The following is a 21070-nucleotide window of genomic DNA, read 5'->3' on the forward strand; positions in this document are numbered from 1 at the left end:
CTAGAGGTTCCCTATGGCCAAATATGATACCCACCTCAAGTGCTCCTTTTGTGGTAAGTCACAGGAACAGGTGCGTAAACTCATCGCCGGCCCTGGGGTCTATATCTGTGATGAATGCGTAGAACTGTGTAATGAAATCCTCGATGAGGAATTGGCCACCGTTCCCAATGCGGCGGCTCCCCGTCGAGACTCCACACCGTCGCGATCGCCCCGCAGCACACCCCGCAGTCGGCCCCTCAGCCAAGTGCCCAAGCCTCGGCAAATCAAGGAATTTCTTGATAAGCACGTGGTTGGCCAGCATGAAGCTAAGAAAATCCTCTCAGTTGCGGTCTATAACCACTACAAGCGCCTGAGTCTTTTGGATGGTGATCAGCGGGGCGATGACAACGTCGAACTGCAAAAGTCCAATATTCTCCTGATTGGCCCGACGGGTTCTGGCAAGACCCTCTTAGCTCAGACATTGGCGAAGCTCCTCGATGTTCCCTTTGCCGTTGCCGATGCCACTACCCTCACGGAAGCCGGCTATGTGGGGGAAGATGTGGAAAATATCCTGCTGCGCTTGCTGCAAACCGCCAATATGGATGTGGAGGAAGCACAACGGGGGATTATCTATATTGACGAGATTGATAAGATTGCCCGCAAAAGTGAAAATCCCTCAATTACCCGTGATGTGTCCGGGGAAGGGGTACAGCAGGCGCTGCTGAAGATGCTAGAGGGGACGATCGCCAATGTGCCGCCGCAGGGGGGGCGCAAGCATCCCTACCAAGACTGCATTCAAATTGACACGACGAATATCCTCTTTATCTGTGGGGGCGCCTTTGTTGGTTTAGAGAAAACCATTGAGCAGCGGGTGGGCAAGAAGGCAATGGGCTTTGTCCGCGATGGCGAACCCCTCCCCAAGGAAAAACGCTCTGCGGATATTCTCAAGCAACTGGAACCCCACGATCTGGTGAAGTACGGCATGATTCCAGAGTTCATTGGCCGTATTCCCGTGGTGGCCGTGCTAGAGCCGTTGGATGTGGCCGCCTTGGCAGAAATTCTTACCCAACCTCAAAACGCGCTCCTGAAGCAGTACCAAAAACTCATGCGCATGGACAGTGTGGAGTTGCGCTTTGAACCGGCGGCGGTAGAGGCGATCGCCCAAGAGGCCTACCGTCGTAAAACCGGTGCCCGTGCCCTGCGCGCCATTGTTGAAGAGATTATGCTGGACGTGATGTACGAACTGCCTTCCCGCAAAGACCTGCGCGAATGTACCATCACGCCCGAAATGGTGGAAAAACGCTCCACGGCTGAACTACTCCTGCATCCTTCTTCGCTGCCTACGCTTTCTGCTTAGAAGAAGACGTGGCTATCGGGCATCAAGCTCAACTCAAGGGGAACCGCATGGGGATCCGTTTCTAGGGTAGCGCGAATCAGACGGGCAACGGTGGCCGGTCGCAGCAGTTTCTGGCGATCGATTTTGAGGCTGACGGCATCCCAAAAGGGCGTATCCACACCGCCAAAGTAGAATAGACTAAAGCGAATACCATAGCGCTTGAGTTCTTCGGCCATACACTTGCTGAAGCCCACGACTCCAAATTTCGCAGCACAGTAGGCTGACCCCATCGCCATTGAATGTTTACCGAGGATACCGACAACGGTGCAGATGTGTCCCTGTTGTTGCTCTTTCATGAGTTCGGCAGCCTGTTGGCTGGTGTAAAAGCAACCCTTAAGGTTGAGATCCAACATCTGATCCAGTTCAGCCGCAGTAATTTTTTGATAGGGCTTGAGGAGGCCAGCCCCCGCCGCGTTGATCAATACATCGAGTCGTCCCTGCTCACTGCGGATGGCTTGCATTAATTCGCTCACTTGCGCCGGCTGGGTGATGTCACAGGGCTGAATTTGTACGGTGACTGAGGAGGGAAGCTGCTCTACCAAAGCTTGCAGGCGATCGCTCGAGCGAGCCGCTAAGACCAACTTGGCACCCGTTTCTTGGAGTTGCTCAACAACGGCTTGACCAATGCCACCTGTGGCACCCACCACTAACACCACACGATCTGCTAAGACACTCATTTTGTTACATTTCTTTACGTTCATCCTTTTATCCTAGCGTTTCTTGAATTGCCCAGAACCTACCCATCGCTTGGGCAATCAAATTTAGAAAGACGAGCCTTTGTTCTGCGTATTAGGATTGAGCTGTTAAGCGTCTTGCCTAGGTGTGACGGAGTTGGGATGAATGACGCAGCAACCACAACCCCCCTTTACCCTTTGGTCTCGTCAGTGGGGATGGAGAATGATTGCCTTGGTGGTGCTCGGTGGAACGCGGGCGTGGTGGTTTGTGCACTATGAATTGGCTCCTGAAATTGCCCAACAACTACAACAGCGTCTCAATCGGCCAGTGGAAATTGGCGACGTTGAGCACGTCGGGCTGAATGTTGTTCGTTTTGGCTCCTCAGCGGTTCCCAGCTACACGTCAGAAGATGGCACTCCCGAGTTGGACAACGCGCTAATCAATGGCATTGAAGTCGCCTTTAATCCATGGCAGCTTCTGACAGGTCAAAAACTAGATCTCGATGTGACTCTCCACCAACCCCAACTCACGGTGGTTCAGGATGCCCAAGGGCGGTGGTGGCGCACAGAAGTTCAGCTGCCAGAGGAGGAGCCGAGCTTTTTTCAACTGAATCAAATCAAGGTGAAGGTGCGGGATGGCTCTGTGCTGGTTCAACCCTTTCGGCGTCCTGCCTACCTGCTGTACCAAATTCATGGCGGATTGACCCTGACGCCCGATCGCCAGAATTTTGCCCTCGAAGGTCAAGCGGAAGGACAACTGGCCGGGGGTGGCCAATGGCGATTGCAGGGGGACTGGAACCAACCCCAAGAATCAGGACAACTGGATTTGCGCTTCAGTAAGATTCCCCTTGGGCTCGGGAATGAGATTCTGCCAGAGACCATTCGTGTCCAAGGCGGCCAATTGGAGGGGCAATTACGGGTTCGTCTGCCTTTACCAGAAACCCCCGAAGTCACGGGTCAAATTTGGTTGCGGGATGGTACTTTACGCACGGCCTTTGTGCCCCAAGACATCAAGGGATTACAAGCCCATGTGCAATTGCAGGGCAATCAGGCAAAGCTGCACTATTTGCGCGGGGCGATCGCCAATGTCCGCTGGCAGGCTCAAGGCACCGTCGGTCTCCGAAGCGGCTGGAACATTGAAGCGCAAGTGCCGAGGTTTGATCTCGCCCCTACCTTAACGGCCTTGCAGATTACGCCACCGGTTCCCCTGCGGGGTCAAGTGGAAGTTCCCACCCTTCGCGTGCAGGGGGATCTGGAGAATCCCCAAGTCATGGGTGAACTGCGCAGCCAAACGCCGCTCCAAGTGGATCAACTGCAACTGCAACAGGTACGGCTGCCGTTTATGGCGTCCCTTGAGCAAGGGGTTAGGCTGATGGAGGTTCGCGCCCAGTTGGTGGATGGCGGTGAGGTACAGGCAACGGTTGGGGTAGAACCCACGGGCGAGTTTCGTGGCCAAGCACAAGTGCAGCAGGTGAATCTGCAGGCGATCGCCCGCCGCTACGATGTGGCTCCGCCCGTGTCCCTAGGGGAGGGGTTTGCACAACTGGACTTTGCTGGCAATCTGCGTACCCCAGAGGCTTGGCAGGCCAATGCCGCCTTTCAACTACCGACGGCTCAGTATCCACTGCGGGGCACCGCCCGTCTGACGCAAACTCAACTGCTCGTTCCGGAGTTTCAAATGCAGTTTTTAGGGGGGCGTCTGCGGGGTCAAGTGCAAGCCGCCGCCGGTCAGTGGCAGTTGCAGGCTCAGGCTGAGAATATTCCCCTACGGCAGTTGAATCAAGAGTTACAAGGTCGTCTCAGTGGGCAGGCGATCGCCCAAGGACGGGTGGATCAACTAACGCTACCAGCGATTCGAGCTAGTGCCAATCTGCAAGTGGATCAAACCCCCACGGGTGATCCGCTGATTGCAGTTGTGAACTGGGATGGTCAGCAATTGCAAGTCCAAGAAGCCACCCTCGGTGCGATCCGCGCCCAAGGCACTATTGGTGTTGATTTAGCGGCCTTACAACCCACTGACATTCAATTGGGCATCCAAGCCAGAAATCTCCCCCTGAGTACCTTAAGCACTTTCTCGGAACCGAATCTCCCCGTTCCCCTCACCCTTGCAGGTACCACGTCCTTTCAAGGCCAACTCACAGGCCGCCTCGATAGGCTCCAGTTTCAGGGGGCACTGCTCACCCAAGGATTGGCGGTGAATGATTTGCGCTTTGCCCCTCAACTCACGGGCACGGTTACCTTGAGCCAACAACAGGGGGCAGCCCTCAATGTACAGGGGGGGGGCGATCGCTTGGCATTTCGTTTGGATGCCGATGGCTTACCCCGCTCACTGCTGGTTCAACGGCAACAGGCGCAACTGATCGGCCAGCGCCAAGGGGAGAGCTTTGATCTGCGTCTGCAGCAGTTTCCTGTGGAATCCCTGCGGTTACGGCTCCCGGAACTCCCCGAAAAAGCCATTCTCGCAGGAGTGGCCTCAGGCAATCTCCAGTTGCAAAATTGGACGAGGGGGCAGGGTAGTTTTACCGTAGAGCGACCGGGGTTAGGGGCATGGCGGGGCGATCGCCTGCAAGCGCAATTCCGTCTGAGTCGCGATCGCCTGACGATTCAATCCGGCCTTTTTACAAAAGGGGAAAGTCGCTATCAATTCACTGCCGATCTCCAGCCTCAACAATTGGGGGCGCAGTTGACGATTGCCCAAGGCAATTTAGCGGATTTAACGGGACTCGCCATCGTCCTCGGGATTGGCCAACCCACCGCTCGGGGGACTGCCGCAGATTTGGGCACACCCACCGCAGGGGAAGGTCTGCAAGTCTCACTGCTCACACAAATTCGCCGCCTTGCCGAAATTGAGATGCTACAAGCCCAAGCGGCTTTGGTGCGGCGGCCGGAGCTGCTGCCCCCCTTGGAGCAACTTCAGGGGACTTTTAATGGCCAAATCAATCTGAGTCAAACCCCGCAGTCGGGTCTGGTGGCCAGCTTTGATCTTAAGGGCGCCAATTGGCAGTGGGGAAATTACGCAGTTGATCAGTTTCTGAGTCGCGGTCGCTTTGCCCAAAATCAACTGGTGCTGACAACCCTCAATCTGCTTGTGAATGGTGGGCAATTAAACGTCAATGGCATTCTTGGCGGTAACCAGCAAAATGCCCAACTGCGGCTAGAGCAATTCCCTGTGAGTCTTGTGGCAAGTCTTTTGCCGCCGGGGGTGGATGTGGAAGGTAAGGTGAATGCCCAAGCGGTGTTGACTGGCTCATGGCAGCAGCCCATTCTCGCCGGTGAGGCGACCCTTGCGGAGGGTCGGTTGAATCAACGTCCCTTGGAGGCAGCGAATGCCACATTCCGCTACGCCCAAAATCGTCTTGCCCTTCAGGCGATCGCCCGCTTGGATACGCCAGAACCGCTCATGGTGACAGGTTCGGTTCCCTTGATCTATCCCCTTGACCCGCGACCCGTGGTGGATCCGCAGTTAGCCCTAGATGTGAGTGTCAAGGATGAGGGATTGTCGTTGATCAACCTCTTTACCGATCAGGTGCAATGGCAACAAGGAAGGGGAGTTTTCCAAGCCCAACTGCGGGGAACGTGGGCGGAGCCGATGGTGAATGGCGTCCTGAGTGTGGATGATGCGGTGATTAAAACTCCCGCCTTTGAGGAACCGGTGACTAATCTCAGTGCGCGGGTGCGCTTCGATCGCGATCGCCTGCGGGTGGATGGCATTCAAGGTCTCTTTAGCCAAGGGCAAATTACTATGGCAGGGGTGTTACCGATTCAGACGCCCTTGGTCCCCGATGATCCTGATGCTGCGACCCCCCTCACCGCGTCCTTGCGACGCTTGCAAGTGAATGCCGGCAATATCTATCGCGGCACCGTAGATGGCACCCTCGTGATTACGGATACGCTCCTGAGTCCTGATTTGGGGGGCAGTGTCCACCTCAGCCAAGGCCGTTTGGATTTAGGCGCCATCAATGGTTTGGTCAATGGCAATGGGTTAGCCACTCCTGCTGACAGTCCCTTTGAACCCCTAGCTTTTGATAACTTGGTAATTAATATCTCAGATGCCTTGCGGGTGACGCGATCGCCCGTTCTCAACCTAACGGCCACTGGCAGTTTAACCCTCAATGGGGGTCTCGATAGTCTCCAGCCTGACGGCAAAATTCGCCTCACAGGCGGGCAACTGAATCTGTTCACCACCCTCTTTTTGCTCCAGCGGCGAGCGGATAACTATGTGCTCTTTACCCCCGCCAATGGCTTAGATCCCGAACTCAACCTCACCCTTGCTGCCACTGCCACTGAAGTTTATACCCCCGGCACCGTGACGCGACTCTCCGATGCGGGTTCCCTCACAGCCACCAGTCTGGGAACATTGAACACCATTCGGATCACTGCCCGCATCAATGGTCGTGCCAGTCAATTGCAAACCAATTTGCCTGCGGTGCTTGAGCTATCCAGTACCCCTTCGCGCAGCACGACCGAACTCCTTGCCTTGATGGGCGGTGGTTCAATTGCGGATCTCAACCAAGTGGGGGGAGAAGCGGCGGTGGCCAGTCTTGCCGGATCAGCTCTTTTCAACAACCTACAGGCATTGATTGATCAGGCCACGGGTAACCGCACTTCCTTTCGGATGTTTCCAGCCGTCGTGCCCCCCGATCGCCAGGCCCAAAGCCAAGCCCCAACCCTTGCCCTAGGGGCTGAACTGGGTTTTCAAGTGAACAGTTTTACCTCGGTTTCCCTCTTGCAGTTGCTCACCGCTCCCAGTGATCCGACGCGGTTTAACCTTGGGTTTCAGGTGACAGAGCAGATTCGCCTTGGCGGACAGGTGAGCACCAGTGGTCAGGGCACAGGCTTTATTGAATTCCGTTACCGTTTTTAAGGTCGTCTAAGATCAATGTACTGCCAGCAACGCTCAAGCTTGGAAAGTAGCAATTGCGGCAGTTGCAGTAGCCTCGGTATCAATCTTGATGAAAAATTCCGCTAGAGCCTTATCTCAACGATTCTCGACCGCATGGCAGCGGTTAAGTCTGCGTTGGAAATTTACCTTGGCCTTGGCTCTTGTGGCGCTCTTTCCAGCCGTGATTATTACCGAAGCCCTGATTCAGGTCAGTAATCATAACTTCGATCGTCAACTTGAGCAGCAACTGCGCTCTAGTTTGCAGGATTTGCAGTGGGAAATTGATAACTTGGCCTATGAGTCTCGCATTCAAGCCCTCTTGATTGCCAATGGGATGTATGTGCAGCACGTGGGTCAACCCCTCACCCGTATGATGAATCCCTCCACTATCCGCGATCTGCTTGAGGAGGTGGATCCCACTGAGCGTCCCATGAATCTGATGCTGGTGAGCGATGCTAGTGGTCAGGTACTCGCCCAGCAAACAATGGTCTTGGCTAAAACGGGAGAGGCACTCCTCGACTTGACCCCCGAAACCCATTCCTACTATCGTCTCAGCTCACATCAAGCCAGCAGTATTGCTCACTTACCGATGTTTCAAGTGGCTCGCGATCGCCAGCAGATGATTAGCGGTCTGGTGCTCCTCAGTCGTGAGCAGTTACAAGAACTGGGCTTAGCCCAGCAGGCCAAGATCACATTGCGTCCTCAACCCATTGCAACTCTACCCGCCAAGCAACAGCCAGCCCCTGTCGGTACCTACCCCATTGCGGACGGCAATATTGGCTTACTGGCCTTTGCCGCAAAGCCTCTCTATGAAAACAACCAATTTCAGGGGCTAATTCTGACGGGCATTTTACTCAACAATATGCCGGATCTTGTGGATGCCACCACAGAATGGTCCACGGTAGATACGGTGGCAACAATTTTTGCCCAAGATTTGCGGATTGCCACCAATGTACCTTACACCGATGGTCAGACTCGCGCCCTTGGTACCCGCGTTGCTCGCGAAGTGGCCACTCAAGTGCTCAATCAGGGCAAAACGTTTTTCGGCACAACTGACATTTTGGGTTCTCCCTATGTAACGATCTACAGTCCATTGCAGGACTTTCGCCAGCAGCTCGATTTGCCGCATCCACCGCCCATTGGTATCGCCTTTGTGGGGAAGTCCCAAGCGTGGATTCATACCATGACCACCCAGAAACGGTTGGTGGCCTTTGCCATTACCCTTGGTGCCCTGTTGTTGGCCAGTGTTTGGGCCTATCTCACGGCCAATGCCATTGTCAAACCCATTCAATCCTTGGCGACTTCGACCCGCCGCGTGCAGGCAGGCGATTTGACGACACTGGTACAGGTGCACTCCCTTGATGAGGTGGGGGAACTGGCCAATGCCTTTAATGCCATGATGCGCCAGTTGCGGATCTCTTTTGAGGAGTTAGCCCAGAAAAACCACTCCCTTGAGCAGATTCGTGATGAACTGCTTGAGGCCAATGAACAGTTTGAGGCGGTACTCAATGCGGTACCGGGTACGATCTCGTGGATTAATGCCGAGGGCATCTATAAGGGGGTGAATCGCAAGTTGGCAGAAACCTTGAATTTGCCACCAGAGGCGTTTATTGGTCGTCCCTTGGGCTTTTTGCGTGAGGATAGAGAGTTGGCAGCCTTTATGCAGGAGTTTGTGGATTCTCCCGATCAATTTGCCTCACGGGTGATCTCCGTTAAGCGCAATGGTCAAACCGCATTTTACCTCGTGGCTTTGCAAAAATACATGCAGGGTACCCATACGGTTGCCGTCGGTATTGATATTAGCGATCGCATTCGCGCCGAGGAAGCACTGCGCATTGCTGAGGAAAACTACCGCAGTATTTTTGAGAATGCCCTTGAGGGGATTTTTCAGGCGTCAACAGAAAATCGGTTTATTCGGGTCAATGCCGCCATGGCCAGAATTTTTGGCTTTGACTCTCCTGAAGAAATGGTGCAGAGCGTCACCAGTATTCCCGACCAAATCTATGTGGAAGCCAGCACCCGTGATGAGATTCTGAATCATTTTGCGACTGGAGGAACAACGGGACATTTTGAATTCAAGGCCTATCGGCGCGATCGCCAGATCATCTGGGTCGAATTGGATATGCGGGCGGTCTGGGATGCCGAGGGCAAGGTTCTCTACTATGAAGGATTGGTGCAGGACATTACTGAGCGCAAACAGCGTGAGCAAGCGATGCAGCAGCAAATCGAAGAGCTAAGGGTGGAAATTGATCACGAAAAACGGCGGCAGCAGGTGGCAGAAATTACCGAAACGGAGTACTTTCAGCAATTACGCCGTGAGGCGAACTATTTGCGTCAGCGTCGCCAGCGCTAAGGCTAAACCATGACCGATATCCAAGCCCTGTTTGAGCGCATTGCCCCCCTCTACGATCGCCTCAATGATCAACTGAGCTTTGGCCTTCACCATGTCTGGAAGCAAATGGCCGTGGACTGGCTCGAACTGCCTGCAGGGGCAACGGCTTTGGATCTCTGCTGTGGCACGGGCGATTTGACTCGTATGCTGGCGCGGCGGGTGGGGCGGCAGGGGCGGGTGGTGGGGTTAGACTTTGCGGCGGCACCCTTGGCGATCGCCCGTCAGCGCAGTTGCCATTACCCGCAAATTGAATGGCTTCAGGGGGATGCTTTGGCTGTGCCCTTTGCAGATCAAACCTTTCAAGGAATCACCATGGGCTATGGGCTGCGCAATGTCGTGGATATTCGCCAAGCTCTCAGGGAAATGTTTCGGCTGCTGATTCCCGCTGGGCGAGTCGCCATTCTTGACTTTAGCCATCCCCAAACCCCCGCACTCCAGCAATTTCAGCAATGGTACTTGCAACAGTGGGTGGTGCCCACCGCCTGTCAGTATGGCTTGGCCGCAGAGTATGACTATTTGTGGCCGAGTATTCAGGCTTTCCCCAGCCCAGCCACCCTCTGTGATCTAATTCAAAACGTGGGTTTTCAGCACGTGAAACACTATCCCCTCTTGGGCGGGCTAATGGCGATTACTGTTGCGCAAAAGTAATCTATGTTACAAAATGTAGGTTTTAGCCCCGTGGGAATCTTCTAAGCTAGAGATAGAGCCTTTTTCTATTTTTTGATGAACAGTTGAGGAGTCAGGAGTGAGATTCGCTTTTAGGAATAGGAATGGGTTTGGGCAGTCTTGAGCAGGACTCCATGACTGTGAAAAAGGCGGTAGGCAAATTGGAGGGCAGGGCGTTATGTACAAAAAAATTCTCGTTGCCGTTGACGACAGTGAACTGGGAGAACAGGTCTTTCAAACGGCGCTGGATTTGGCACAGCACTACCAAGCCCGCATGATGCTCATTCATGTCCTTTCACCCACCAATGAATCCTATCCTGACCCCATCTTTACCACCCCCTTCGCTTCCGGGGTCTATGTGGGACTCCATGAGGAAGTGATGCGTACCTATGCCGAGCAGTGGGAAAACTTTGAGCAAAAAGGTTTGGATATGCTGCGCAATCTCACCCAAATTGCCACTGAAAAAGGGGTGCCCACAGAATTTACCCAAGCCTTAGGGGATGCGGGTCGAGCCATTTGTGATCTGGCCAAAGATTGGGAAAGTGATTTGATTGTGCTGGGGCGGCGGGGTCTCAAGGGCTTGAGCGAGTTCTTCCTTGGCAGTGTCAGCAACTATGTGCTCCACAATGCCCCCTGTTCTGTGCTCACCGTTCAGCGCCGCCGTGATTGAGACGCCCGTTCGCATTAAGTTTCTTGTGCAACCCACCCGTGCCGATTGGGTGGTGCAGGCGATCGCTCACTTGGATACGATTTTGCTCGATCACTCCCACTGTGAGCGCAAAGCGGCTGGCGTAGCTATCAATCTCATGTTTCGCTATCCTTCCCACAAGCGATTGGTAGATGCCCTCACCGATATTGCCCAAGAGGAACTCGATCACTTCCGTCAAGTCAATCAGCAACTGGAACGCCGCCACATTGCCCTTGCCCCCCTCAGTGCACCCCCCTACGCCTCTCGCTTGAATGCCGCTGTCCGCCCGCAGGAACCCGATCGCTTTCTCGATACCCTATTGGTTTGCGCGTTGATTGAAGCTCGCAGCCATGAGCGGTTGCAACTGTTGGCTCAGCATTGCCCAGATCGGGAGTTAGCAGAATTTTTTGCCAGCCTTGTGACCTCTGAGGCACGCCACTATGGCACCTATTGGTACTTGGCCTATGAGTCCTTTGGTCAAGAGGTGGTGGCAGAGCGATTGCAGCAGTTGGCTGTCCTTGAGAGTGAGATTCTCAGCACGCCCTACCCCTTGCCTCGTATGCACAGTTAGCCTTAGATAGTGGGTGGCGTTGCCTCTTGCGCAGTGGTGGGCTGACCGACCGTAAGGCGCACCGTTTGACCAAATTGCTCCAAAATAACTGCGGGTGTGGTGTCATAGGCATCAATGGCGCGCACAAGCACATTGCCAGCGATCGTATCCCCCACCTGCACCGTACGGGTGACATTCTCTTTGGGCGAGCGAATAATTGCCTGTAGGCGACCATTTACGGCAGCCACACCAAAAACCTTCACCGCTTGGGCATCCACTGGAGGCGGCAGGGGTGATGGGGTGGGTGGAATGGCGGCAGCGGGAGTACCTGTTCCATTAGCAGCTGTTTGAGGAGAACCGTTACCCGCATTACCCGTAGCGGCGGGCGCACCGTTTGGCGTTTCACCCTTGGGAGCTTCGTTCCTGTTGGGGGGAAGCAGCGGGGCGAAGGGATTGGCACGACCGACATCTGCCAGTTCCTCAAGGTAGGTTTTAGGGTTGGTAGGAGGAATTAATGCTGCAACCGCAGATGCGGTGACACTGGGAGGTTCGGGTTCAAGGTCTGGGGCAGCTGCTGCCGGTGGCGCCACCGCTTGATTGGGTTGATTGGTAGGGTCTATTTCGACTTCAGTGACGATAAAGCCACAGCCGCTCATGCCTGAGGCCAGCAACCCAATGGCAATGGTGATGATCGTGGCGCGCTGTTTCAACATTTGGTGTCTCACCTTTGGCTGATGATATTGGTGGTGCAGACGAACTCTATTGTTGCCTACTATAAAATGTACCGTTGGTCTGCAGTGGCTATGCATAGGCACTTGCCAAAGTGGTCTGGGTGGTGGAGAGTTGCTGTGGGGGCGATCGCTCGGTACACTGAAAAACAATTGTAACGTTATTTACGGAATGAATCGGTCATGAGTGCTAAGCCCGTCGTGATTGCTCCCTCCATTCTCTCTGCGGACTTCAGTCGTTTGGGTGAAGAAATCCAAGCGGTGGATCGGGCGGGAGCCGACTGGATCCATGTCGACGTCATGGATGGTCGTTTTGTTCCCAATATCACGATTGGGCCATTGGTTGTTGAGGCAATTCGCCCCTTGACCCAAAAGCCCCTCGATGTGCACTTAATGATCGTTGAGCCAGAAAAATACGTGGCGGATTTTGCCAAAGCGGGGGCGGATATTATCTCTGTCCATGCGGAACACAACGCCTCGCCTCACCTGCATCGCACCCTCTGTCAAATTCGGGAACTGGGTAAACAGGCGGGGGTAGTGCTCAACCCCTCTAGCCCTCTTGAACTCATTGAGTACGTCCTTGATGTCTGTGATCTCGTGCTGATTATGAGTGTCAACCCTGGCTTTGGCGGCCAGAAATTTATTCCAGCGGTTTTGCCAAAAATTCGGCGGCTACGGCAGCTGTGCGAAGAGCGCGGTTTAGACCCATGGATCGAAGTGGATGGCGGTCTCAAGGCGGAAAATACGTGGCAAGTTCTCGAAGCCGGTGCCAATGCCATTGTGGCTGGTTCAGCGGTCTTCAAGGCACCGGATTACGCAGCAGCGATCGCGGGCATCCGCCATAGCAAACGTCCTAGTCCTGAGTTGGTGACGGCCTAGGCACTGGCTGCCGACGGAGTTTGAAATCGCTGCCACGAAAAGGCTTTCAGGTGGCGATCGCCCGTCCGATGCAAAATCAAGTTGGCCATCAGCTTCGCTGTAATCGGGGCAAGTAAAATGCCATTACGGTAATGCCCCGTGGCCAAGTAAAGATTCGCCGCTGGCCCTTCCCCCAAAATCGGTAAATCATCGGGGGTGGCTGGACGATAGCCCCACCACGTATCAATCACCTCGTAACTGGCCAACTCTGGAATAACGGCGGTGGCACGATTCAGCAGTGCTTGCAGGCCAGCAACCGTAGTTCCCTCTTGGAAACCCACATCCTCACTGGTGGCACCCACCACCACTTTGCCAGAGCGACGCGGCACGAGATAGAGTTGATCGCCAAAGATCACATGGTTCAGTAGGGGTTGCCCCGGCGGTTTTAGGGCTAACATTTGTCCCTTGCGGGGGGTGACGGGTAGGGGAAGTAGGCTTTGTGCCCATGCGCCTGTGGCCAGAATGTAAATCCCCGCAGACCAACGCCCGCGATCGCTCTCCAAGGCTGTAATTTCCCCTTGGGGGGTTTGCTGAAACCGCTGGACACTAATGCCCTCAATCACTTCGATTCCTAGAATGCGAGCGGCACTCACCAAGACCTTAGCCAAGTTGCGCGTATTCACCTGCCCATCTTGGGGAAACCACCAAGCCCCTAGCACACTCTCCGCAAAGCCCGGTTGATAGTTCCCAAGTTCAGATGCATCGAGCCAGCGGCTGTCGGGTTCCATAGGGTGGGCGCGATCGCGCTGCCGCTCATCGGTCACGGGTGCCAAAATACCACAGAGCCAGTAGCCCGCATCCATGCCCGTCAGTTGCTCAAGCTTATCAATCCAGCTGGGATAGAGATTGCGGCTCGCCGTACACAAATTCCACATGGCGCCTGCGGGCAAGCCTTCTGCTTGGGGGGCTAACATTCCCGCTGCGGCATGGAGCGCTGCTTCCCGAAACTGGCGGCTCAGAACGGTGGGTCGTGCCCCCCGCAATGCCAATTCGATGGCGATCGCCAGCCCCATGGTGCCGCCACCAATAATCAAAATGTCCCGCTGTTCATCCCCAAGGATCATTCTTGACGCTTCAATCCCAATTTACACATTTCTTTATCTTGGCATCTGCCACCCCTTAAGGGTAGCCCAAACCACCCACTTGAGGGGGAACGGCGCCTTGTTTTCCGCTCCTGAAGTCAACTCGTTATAATAAGGGCGATCGCGGTGGATTTGCTGCCGCTGTGTGGTAACTGTCCATGATCTCATCCGGCTCTCACTACCCGATCTTTGGTCCTGAAATTCGTTGTCCCCACTGTCGGCAAGTCATTCCCGCCCTGACCCTCACCGATACGTACCTGTGCCCGCGCCACGGTCCTTTTGAAGCTGATGCCAAAACGGGGGAATTAATGCACCTACAATCCGGCCGCATTTGGCGCCTCTGGAACGGCGAATGGTATCGCCAGCACACCCACCCCGACGGGATTCGCTTTGAAATTCACGATGCCCTCGATCGCCTCTACACCCAAGGCTACCGCGCCACCAAAGTCATTATTGCCGAACGCTATCGGGATCTCTTTTGTGCCTACCTCGAACGCAGCACCCCTTGGCGAGGCTCCACGGATCCCCAAATGCTGCGCCTCTTTGGTTTGCCCGTTGAGTTTAGCCCCCCCGCTAGCCAAGAGGAGCGCTGGGATGTGATTAACTTTGATCTCGAAAAAGAACCCGGCGCCCCCATTCGCCCCCCCTATTTTCGGATGTTTGACTAGTGATGCTCACCCTCACCGACTGTGGCGAACTGGAATTGATTGAGCGCCTGCGCCCCTATTGCCACAGGGAATTGATTGGCGATGATGCCGCGGTTCTGTCGCTACCCCTTGGGGAGCAACTGATTGTCAGTACCGATGTCCTAGTGGAGGGGGTGCACTTTAGTTTAGGCATGGGCGATACCCCTGTGACCATGACGCCAGTGGATGTGGGCTGGCGATCGCTGGCCGCCAATTTATCCGACCTTGCAGCCATGGGGGCATTGCCCTTGGGGTTAACGGTGGGTCTCGCGGCACCGCGCAACTGTCCTGTGGCAACAATTGAGGAGATTTATCAAGGCATGGCCGCCTGTTGTCAGGCCTATGGCACCAGCATTATCGGTGGTGATACCTGTCGCTCTAGCGTTCTCAGTCTCAGCATCACCGTCTTGGGCAGTGCGCCGCCAGAACGGATTATTTATCGCGATCGCGCCCGGGTGGGGGATGTCATTGTCGTGACGGGGGTTCATGGTGCCTCCCGCGCTGGTCTCGAGTGCCTTTTGTATCCGCAGTGGGCTAGTACTGTGTCCGCAGAACTACGGCAAGCGTGGATCCAAGCCCATCAACGCCCTCAACCTCGATTGGATATTGTGCAATGGCTGCGCCAACAGGTGCCCCCGCCGCGTCTGGCTGGCATGGATAGTAGTGATGGCCTCGCGGCAGCTGTCTTGCAACTCTGTCAAGCCAGTGGGGTGGGTGCGATTCTTTGGGCAGAGCAAATTCCGATGGTGGGCTATAGCGATCGCCCGCAGGCCTTGAACTGGGCACTCTATGGCGGTGAAGATTTTGAACTGGTGTTGTGCCTTGCCCCAGACTTGGCTCAAGAACTTTGTAGGGCAGCGGGTGAGCAAGCCGCCATTGTTGGGGAAATGATTCCTGAAAAGAGAGTGCAACTCAAGCTCAATGGTGAATTATTGCCCCTGCAGCCCGATCAACTTTTTCAGCACTTTTAGGCGATCGGTTGAGTGGGCGAATTAGTTGCCTGAAGCAGGCATGGGTGTTGAGGTCGGGCACCGCCGTCAAGGAATATTACAAAAATTCATAAAGCTTAGGGGCGATCGCCGATAAATCCCCATAAATTTATACATTTCTTAAAAAAATACCGAGCTACCCCCGAATCGTTCTAATCTAAGTTAGCGCGTTAACTAAAAGTAAAGGGAGCCTCTTAGTAACCATGGTTGTCAAAGCAAGTGGTGGAAGCTCGGTTGCCCGCCCGCAACTTTATCAAACAGTCCCCGTTTCAACGATTATTCAAGCCGAACAGCAGGATCGCTTCCTGAATCGGGGTGAGCTGGATGAACTCGCTGTTTATCTGCGCTCTGGGGCAAAACGCCTTGAAATTGCCACCACCCTCACCCGCAACGCCGACATCATTGTTTCCCGTGCTGCCAACCGCATCTTTGTCGGTGGTTCCCCCATGGCCTTCCTCTCCCGTCCCCAAACTGCAGAAGCCCCCCAATTCACCACTGGGGCAAGGGGCGAAGCCATTGACATGAAAGAAGCCATGAAGTTGGGAACCGCAACCTATGTGGACACCCGTGGTGGATTCCTAGAGGGCTTGCGCTCCGTCTTTAGTGCCTCTGGTGGTGGTGCACCCGTGGGCTTCAAGCCGATCAACATTGCCCGCTATGGCCCTGCCCGCATGGAAAAATCCCTGCGCGACTTGGATTGGTTCCTGCGCTATACCACCTATGCCATTGTGGCTGGCGATCCCAACATTCTGGCGGTGAATACGCGCGGCTTGCGGGAAATTATTGAGGCTGCTTGCTCCACTGATGCCACCATTGCTGCCCTACAGGAAATGCGGCGGGCGGCTCTTAGCTACTTTGAAAAAGACGCCGAAGCCAAGGGCATTGTGGAAACCTACTTTGAAGTTCTGATCAACGAATTTATTGCCCCTGCCCCCTCCGATAAAGTGCGGCAGCGCAACTCCACGGATCTTCAAGGTCTGCAACTACCCCAGATTTACTTCAATGCCGCCGAACGCCGTCCCAAATTTGTGATGAAGCCGGGGCTATCCGCTGCCGAGAAAAACGAAGTGGTCAAAGCCGCCTATCGGCAAATCTTTGAACGCGACATCTCCCGTGCCTACGGCTTGGGCATCTCTGACCTAGAATCCAAGGTGAAAAATGGCTCCATCTCGATGAAGGAGTTCATCCGCCAACTGGCCAAATCGCCCCTCTATCGCAAAAACTTCTACGAACCCTATATCAACAGCCGTGCCCTCGAACTGGCCTTCCGCCATATTTTGGGTCGTGGGCCTTCGAGCCGTGAGGAAGTGCAAACCTACTTTGCCATTATTTCCAAAGGGGGTCTTCCAGCCTTAGTGGATGCCCTTGTGGATTCCAAGGAATACAGCGACTACTTTGGTGAAGAGACGGTGCCCTATCTGCGGGGTCTGGGTCAAGAGGCTCAAGAGTGCCGCAACTGGGGTGCCCAACAGGATCTCTTCAAGTACAGTGCTCCCTTCCGTAAAGTCCCGCAATTCATCACCACCTTTGCCGCTCAGGATCAGCCGCTGCCGGATCAACACCCCTACGGTGCGGGCAACGATCCCTTGGAAATTCAGTTTGGCGCCATCTTCCCGAAAGAGAAGAAAAATCCCAATGCTCGCCCCCAACCCTTCAACAAAGACACCCGCCGCATTCTCATTACGCGCGGGCCAGGGATCAACAATCAGGTGAGCAATCCCGCAGCGCGTGGGGTCGCCCCCGGCAGCCTAGGGCCAAAAGTCTTCAAACTGGATCAGCTTCCCAGCATCAATGCCCGCATTGGCAAACGCTCGATCGCCACGGGCGGCGACAGCGTCAAATTTGCTGAAAGTTCGACCCAGCGGGTGATTCGTGCCGCTTATCTGCAAGTCTTTGGCCGCGATGTCTATGAAGGGCAGCGCCAAAAAGTGGCCGAGATCAAACTGGAAAACGGTGAAATCTCTGTGCGTGAATTTGTGCGGATTTTGGCCAAGTCAAACCTCTTCCGCAGCCTCTACTGGACACCGCTGTACGTCACGAAGGCGATTGAATATATTCACCGTCGCCTCTTGGGTCGTCCCACCTATGGTCGCCAAGAGATGAATGCCTACTTCGACATTGCCTCGAAGAAAGGTCTCTATGGCTTAGTGGATGCGATCATTGACAGCCAAGAGTACAGCGAAGCCTTTGGCGAAGATACGGTTCCCTACGAGCGCTACATTACGCCCCAAGGTCTGGCTCTGCGATCGCTCCGCACTGGCACGATTGGTGAAACTGGCGTACCCCCTGAAAAAGAAGAAACACCTCGCTTTGTCGAACTGGGGGCGGTGACCGAACTGCGAACCGAGCCAGCAATTCAGTTCCGTGCCAATCAAGGGGTGAGCAAGCGCCGCGACCAAACCAAGGTCTTTAAGCTCACAGATCTCAATGACAAGCAAAATCTGCAACTAGTGATTCAGGCGGCCTATCGTCAGGTCTTTGAGCGGGATGTGGCGCCCTACATTGTCCGCGATGAATTTACTGCCCTTGAATCGAAGCTCAGCAACGGCGAGATTACCCTCAAGGAGTTTATCGAGGGCTTGGGTTGCTCGGAACTCTATCAGAAGGAGTTCTACACCCCCTACCCCAACACCAAGGTGATCGAACTGGGCACCAAGCACTTCTTAGGTCGAGCGCCCCTTGATCAAGCGGAAATTCGCCGCTACAACCAAATTCTGGCCACCCAAGGCTTAAAGGCCTTTGTCCAAGCCCTCGTCAGTAGTGCTGAATACGCTGAAGCCTTTGGTGAGGATACGGTGCCCTATCGTCGCTTCCCCACCCTGCCGGCGGCCAACTTCCCCAACACTGAGAAATTGCACAATCAACTCACGAAGCAAAGTGATGCGATTGTCGTGCCCAGCTTCGCACCCGTGAAACCTCGCCTCGATAACACGAAGCTGCCGCTCCTCAGTCGGGCGATCGCCGAACAAGAGGCCAAAGCGCGTCAAGCGGATCCCAGCAAACCCCGCTTTATCGAATTGGGACGCTCCTTCCGCAATGGCGATGGTCAATCGGTGGAAGTGGGGGTCGGTACCACCCGTCGCCGTCCTGCTCGCATTTTCCGCATGACCGTGGGTGCCCCTAGTGCTGAAGTGGAACTGGTGATCAATGCCATCTACTGCCAAGTGATGGATGTCTTCAGTGGCCAAGTGCCCAGCCAGTTCCGGCGCCCTGATCTCGAGAGCCGCCTGCGCAACGGTGAAATTACGGTTCGCGAGTTTGTGCGTACCTTGGCCAGCTCGGAGATCTATCGCAACCGCTTCTACACCCCCTATCCCAACACCAAGGTGATTGAATTCCTCTTCCGTCACCTCCTCGGTCGCGCCCCGGCCACCCAAGCGGAAATTCGCCAATACAACAAAATCTTGGCGGATCAAGGCCTCAAGGCTGCTGTCGAAACGATGGTGAATAGCCCTGAGTACAGCCGCTACTTTGGCGAAGATGTCGTGCCCTACAAACGCTTCCCCACCCTGCCAGCGGGCAACTACATTGGCAGTGTCAAGGCCGAGGCCGACTTGGTGAAGCAGTCTTGGTCAAGCCTCTCGCCCTCGTTGGTGGGGATTCAGCCAAGCCACCGCGACTAGGGAACGCTGCCACTAACCACTGGTGAATCAATACACTAGCGGATGCTCTTGCAGGGGTGTCCGCTTTTTTTCTCGACAAGACCACATTAAAATATCTTAAAGATTCTCAATTCTGAAAAATCGGCAAAATCCTGTCCTAGTCAGGGCTGGGAGTCTTTCTATAGCCAGTAAAAAAATGATAGAGTACAAAAAATTCACATTTTAATTTCTTATCCATTACTGTTCTCATTGAGTAGGAGTGTCCGTTACTTTGGAGAGCCACAAAGAAAAGATACTCGTTGTTGATGATGAAGCGAGTATTCGCCGCATTTTAGAAACTCGGCTGTCAATGATTGGCTATACCGTCGTCACTGCTGCCGATGGCGAGGAAGCCCTGACCACATTTCGGCAGGAGCAGCCAGATTTAGTAGTGCTTGACGTGATGATGCCCAAACTAGATGGCTATGGCGTCTGTCAAGAACTGCGCAAAGAATCCGATGTCCCCATCATTATGCTCACTGCCCTTGGCGATGTCGCCGATCGCATTACAGGGCTGGAACTGGGCGCCGATGATTATGTGGTCAAGCCCTTTTCCCCCAAGGAGTTGGAAGCCCGCATTCGCTCGGTGCTGCGACGCATTGAAAAAACCAGCACCTCTGGTATCCCTAGCTCTGGGGTGATTCAGGTGGGCAATATTCGCATTGATACCAACAAGCGCCAAGTCTATAAGGGGGATGAGCGCATTCGCCTCACGGGTATGGAATTTATGCTCTTGGAATTGCTGGTGGGACGCTCGGGGGAACCCTTCTCACGGGGAGAAATTCTCGAGCAGGTGTGGGGCTACACGCCAGAACGCCATGTGGATACGCGGGTGGTGGATGTCCACATTTCCCGCTTGCGGGCTAAGCTAGAGGAAGACCCCAGTAATCCAGAATTAATTTTGACAGCACGGGGAACAGGCTATCTCTTTCAGCGGATTACTGAACCGGGAGAAGCAAGCAACAAAAATTCCTAACTGGCTTGAGGGTGAGCCATGCTTCAAAAACGCTGGCGCTGGTCAGAAGCTGTGGGTCTGGGTCTGACGGTTGTGGCCCTGAGCATTATTGCCTTTATGCAGCAGGATGCCCTGCGTCAGTTACAGGCTCAAACGGGAGAACAATTCACCGATGCCGAATATGAGCGCCAGAATGCCCAGACCATTACACAGATGCGGCTTTTGGCCAACCTACCCGCCTTTGGTTTTGACAATTTAGTTGCCGATTGGGCGTTTTTGCAATTTCTCCAGTTTTTTGGTGATTCCGCTGCCCGCCAAGTCACGGGTTACGACGATGCACCTGCTTTCTTTGCGGTAATTATCGCTAAAGACCCCCGCTTTGCCCCAACCTATCCCTATCTTTCAACGGCAATTACGGTGTATGCAGGACAGCCGCAAACCTCTGTGGCCTTGATGGATCGGGGTCTGGCAGCGATGGATCCTGCCTATCAACCGACAGCTTACTTGGCATGGGTATTTCGGGCGATGGATGAATTGCTCTTTTTGGGCAAGGGGCGAGCGGCAGCAGAGTCCTACGATCGCGCGGCGGCTTGGGCAGAAATGAATCCAGATCCACAAGTCCGCGCCGCAGCAGAGTATTATCGCTCGTTGGCACAAACCCTACGGCGGGATCCCGATAGTCGGATGGCACAGATCAATGCCTGGATTTGGGCACTGGTGAATGCGGTCAGCGATCGCTCGCGACAAACGGCCATCGAGAATATTGAACGTCTAGGAGGTAAGGTCTCACGGCTGCCTGACGGCACTTGGCAAATCCGCCATCCTGAAGATCTGCGGTAACGCC

15 protein-coding genes are annotated in these 21070 nt (G+C 54.6%); 12 read left to right on the forward strand and 3 right to left on the reverse strand.

Translation table 11 applies throughout. The features are described from left to right. Window positions 1–13: 13 nt before the first annotated feature. The gene (gene clpX / locus RHH81_RS10650) at window positions 14–1336 is read left to right on the forward strand and encodes an ATP-dependent protease ATP-binding subunit ClpX (protein ID WP_149819308.1); all 1323 of its coding nucleotides are present in this window, start codon (window positions 14–16) and stop codon (window positions 1334–1336) included. Here the strand turns inward: clpX and RHH81_RS10655 are convergent. Continuing rightward, entirely contained in the window at window positions 1333–2052 is a 720-nt protein-coding gene (locus RHH81_RS10655; RefSeq protein WP_310743035.1) for an SDR family oxidoreductase, read from the reverse strand. The genes clpX and RHH81_RS10655 overlap by 4 nt on opposite strands. A gap of 163 nt (window positions 2053–2215) precedes the next feature. Between RHH81_RS10655 and RHH81_RS10660 the strand changes: the two genes are divergently transcribed. The 5 genes from RHH81_RS10660 (at window position 2216) to RHH81_RS10680 (ending at window position 11248) form a co-directional block, all read left to right on the forward strand. Then, window positions 2216–6913, forward strand: coding sequence for a translocation/assembly module TamB domain-containing protein (locus tag RHH81_RS10660; protein ID WP_310743036.1), 4698 nt, complete (start codon window positions 2216–2218; stop codon window positions 6911–6913). Window positions 6914–7001: 88 nt separating this feature from the next. Further along, window positions 7002–9284 carry a cache domain-containing protein gene (locus tag RHH81_RS10665; protein ID WP_310743037.1) on the forward strand — a complete coding sequence of 761 codons (2283 nt, stop codon included), beginning with the start codon at window positions 7002–7004 and terminating at the stop codon, window positions 9282–9284. A gap of 9 nt (window positions 9285–9293) precedes the next feature. Then, window positions 9294–9971, forward strand: coding sequence for a bifunctional demethylmenaquinone methyltransferase/2-methoxy-6-polyprenyl-1,4-benzoquinol methylase UbiE (gene ubiE / locus RHH81_RS10670; RefSeq protein ID WP_310743038.1), 678 nt, complete (start codon window positions 9294–9296; stop codon window positions 9969–9971). 196 nt (window positions 9972–10167) lie between these two features. Then, window positions 10168–10659, forward strand: coding sequence for a universal stress protein (locus RHH81_RS10675; protein ID WP_206200150.1), 492 nt, complete (start codon window positions 10168–10170; stop codon window positions 10657–10659). Continuing rightward, window positions 10616–11248: a tRNA-(ms[2]io[6]A)-hydroxylase gene (locus tag RHH81_RS10680; RefSeq protein WP_206200151.1), complete on the forward strand. Its 633-nt coding sequence runs from the start codon at window positions 10616–10618 to the stop codon at window positions 11246–11248. Before RHH81_RS10675 ends, RHH81_RS10680 begins: the two co-directional genes overlap by 44 nt. Window positions 11249–11250: 2 nt before the next feature. On the opposite strand, the gene RHH81_RS10685 is transcribed toward RHH81_RS10680, so the two are convergent. Continuing rightward, entirely contained in the window at window positions 11251–11940 is a 690-nt protein-coding gene (locus RHH81_RS10685) for a hypothetical protein (protein ID WP_206200152.1), read from the reverse strand. 198 nt (window positions 11941–12138) lie between these two features. Here RHH81_RS10685 and rpe point away from each other — a divergent pair, with 198 nt between their 5' ends. Then, on the forward strand, window positions 12139–12834 hold the full coding sequence (gene rpe, locus RHH81_RS10690) for a ribulose-phosphate 3-epimerase (RefSeq protein WP_302677601.1): 696 nt from the start codon (window positions 12139–12141) through the stop codon (window positions 12832–12834). Here the strand turns inward: rpe and thiO are convergent. Continuing rightward, a complete protein-coding gene (thiO, locus tag RHH81_RS10695) occupies window positions 12831–13937 on the reverse strand; it encodes a glycine oxidase ThiO (RefSeq protein ID WP_206200154.1) in 1107 nt (368 codons plus the stop codon). The two genes, rpe and thiO, sit on opposite strands and share 4 nt — an antisense overlap. A 176-nt stretch (window positions 13938–14113) precedes the next feature. Here thiO and RHH81_RS10700 point away from each other — a divergent pair, with 176 nt between their 5' ends. From RHH81_RS10700 to RHH81_RS10720, 5 genes are all read left to right on the forward strand, one after another. Then, the gene (locus tag RHH81_RS10700) at window positions 14114–14623 is read left to right on the forward strand and encodes a TIGR02652 family protein (protein WP_206200155.1); all 510 of its coding nucleotides are present in this window, start codon (window positions 14114–14116) and stop codon (window positions 14621–14623) included. Between the two features lie 2 nt (window positions 14624–14625). Next, complete coding sequence (gene thiL / locus RHH81_RS10705) at window positions 14626–15612, forward strand: thiamine-phosphate kinase (RefSeq protein WP_206201692.1); 987 nt, start codon at window positions 14626–14628, stop codon at window positions 15610–15612. Between the two features lie 221 nt (window positions 15613–15833). Next, complete coding sequence (locus RHH81_RS10710) at window positions 15834–19253, forward strand: phycobilisome rod-core linker polypeptide (RefSeq protein WP_310743040.1); 3420 nt, start codon at window positions 15834–15836, stop codon at window positions 19251–19253. Between the two features lie 250 nt (window positions 19254–19503). Further along, window positions 19504–20247, forward strand: coding sequence for a response regulator transcription factor RpaB (gene rpaB / locus RHH81_RS10715; protein WP_149821735.1), 744 nt, complete (start codon window positions 19504–19506; stop codon window positions 20245–20247). Window positions 20248–20265: 18 nt separating this feature from the next. Next, window positions 20266–21066: a hypothetical protein gene (locus RHH81_RS10720; protein ID WP_206200157.1), complete on the forward strand. Its 801-nt coding sequence runs from the start codon at window positions 20266–20268 to the stop codon at window positions 21064–21066. Window positions 21067–21070 lie beyond the last annotated feature (4 nt).

Source organism: Thermosynechococcus sp. PKX95, from assembly GCF_031583295.1.
Lineage (GTDB): Bacteria > Cyanobacteriota > Cyanobacteriia > Thermosynechococcales > Thermosynechococcaceae > Thermosynechococcus.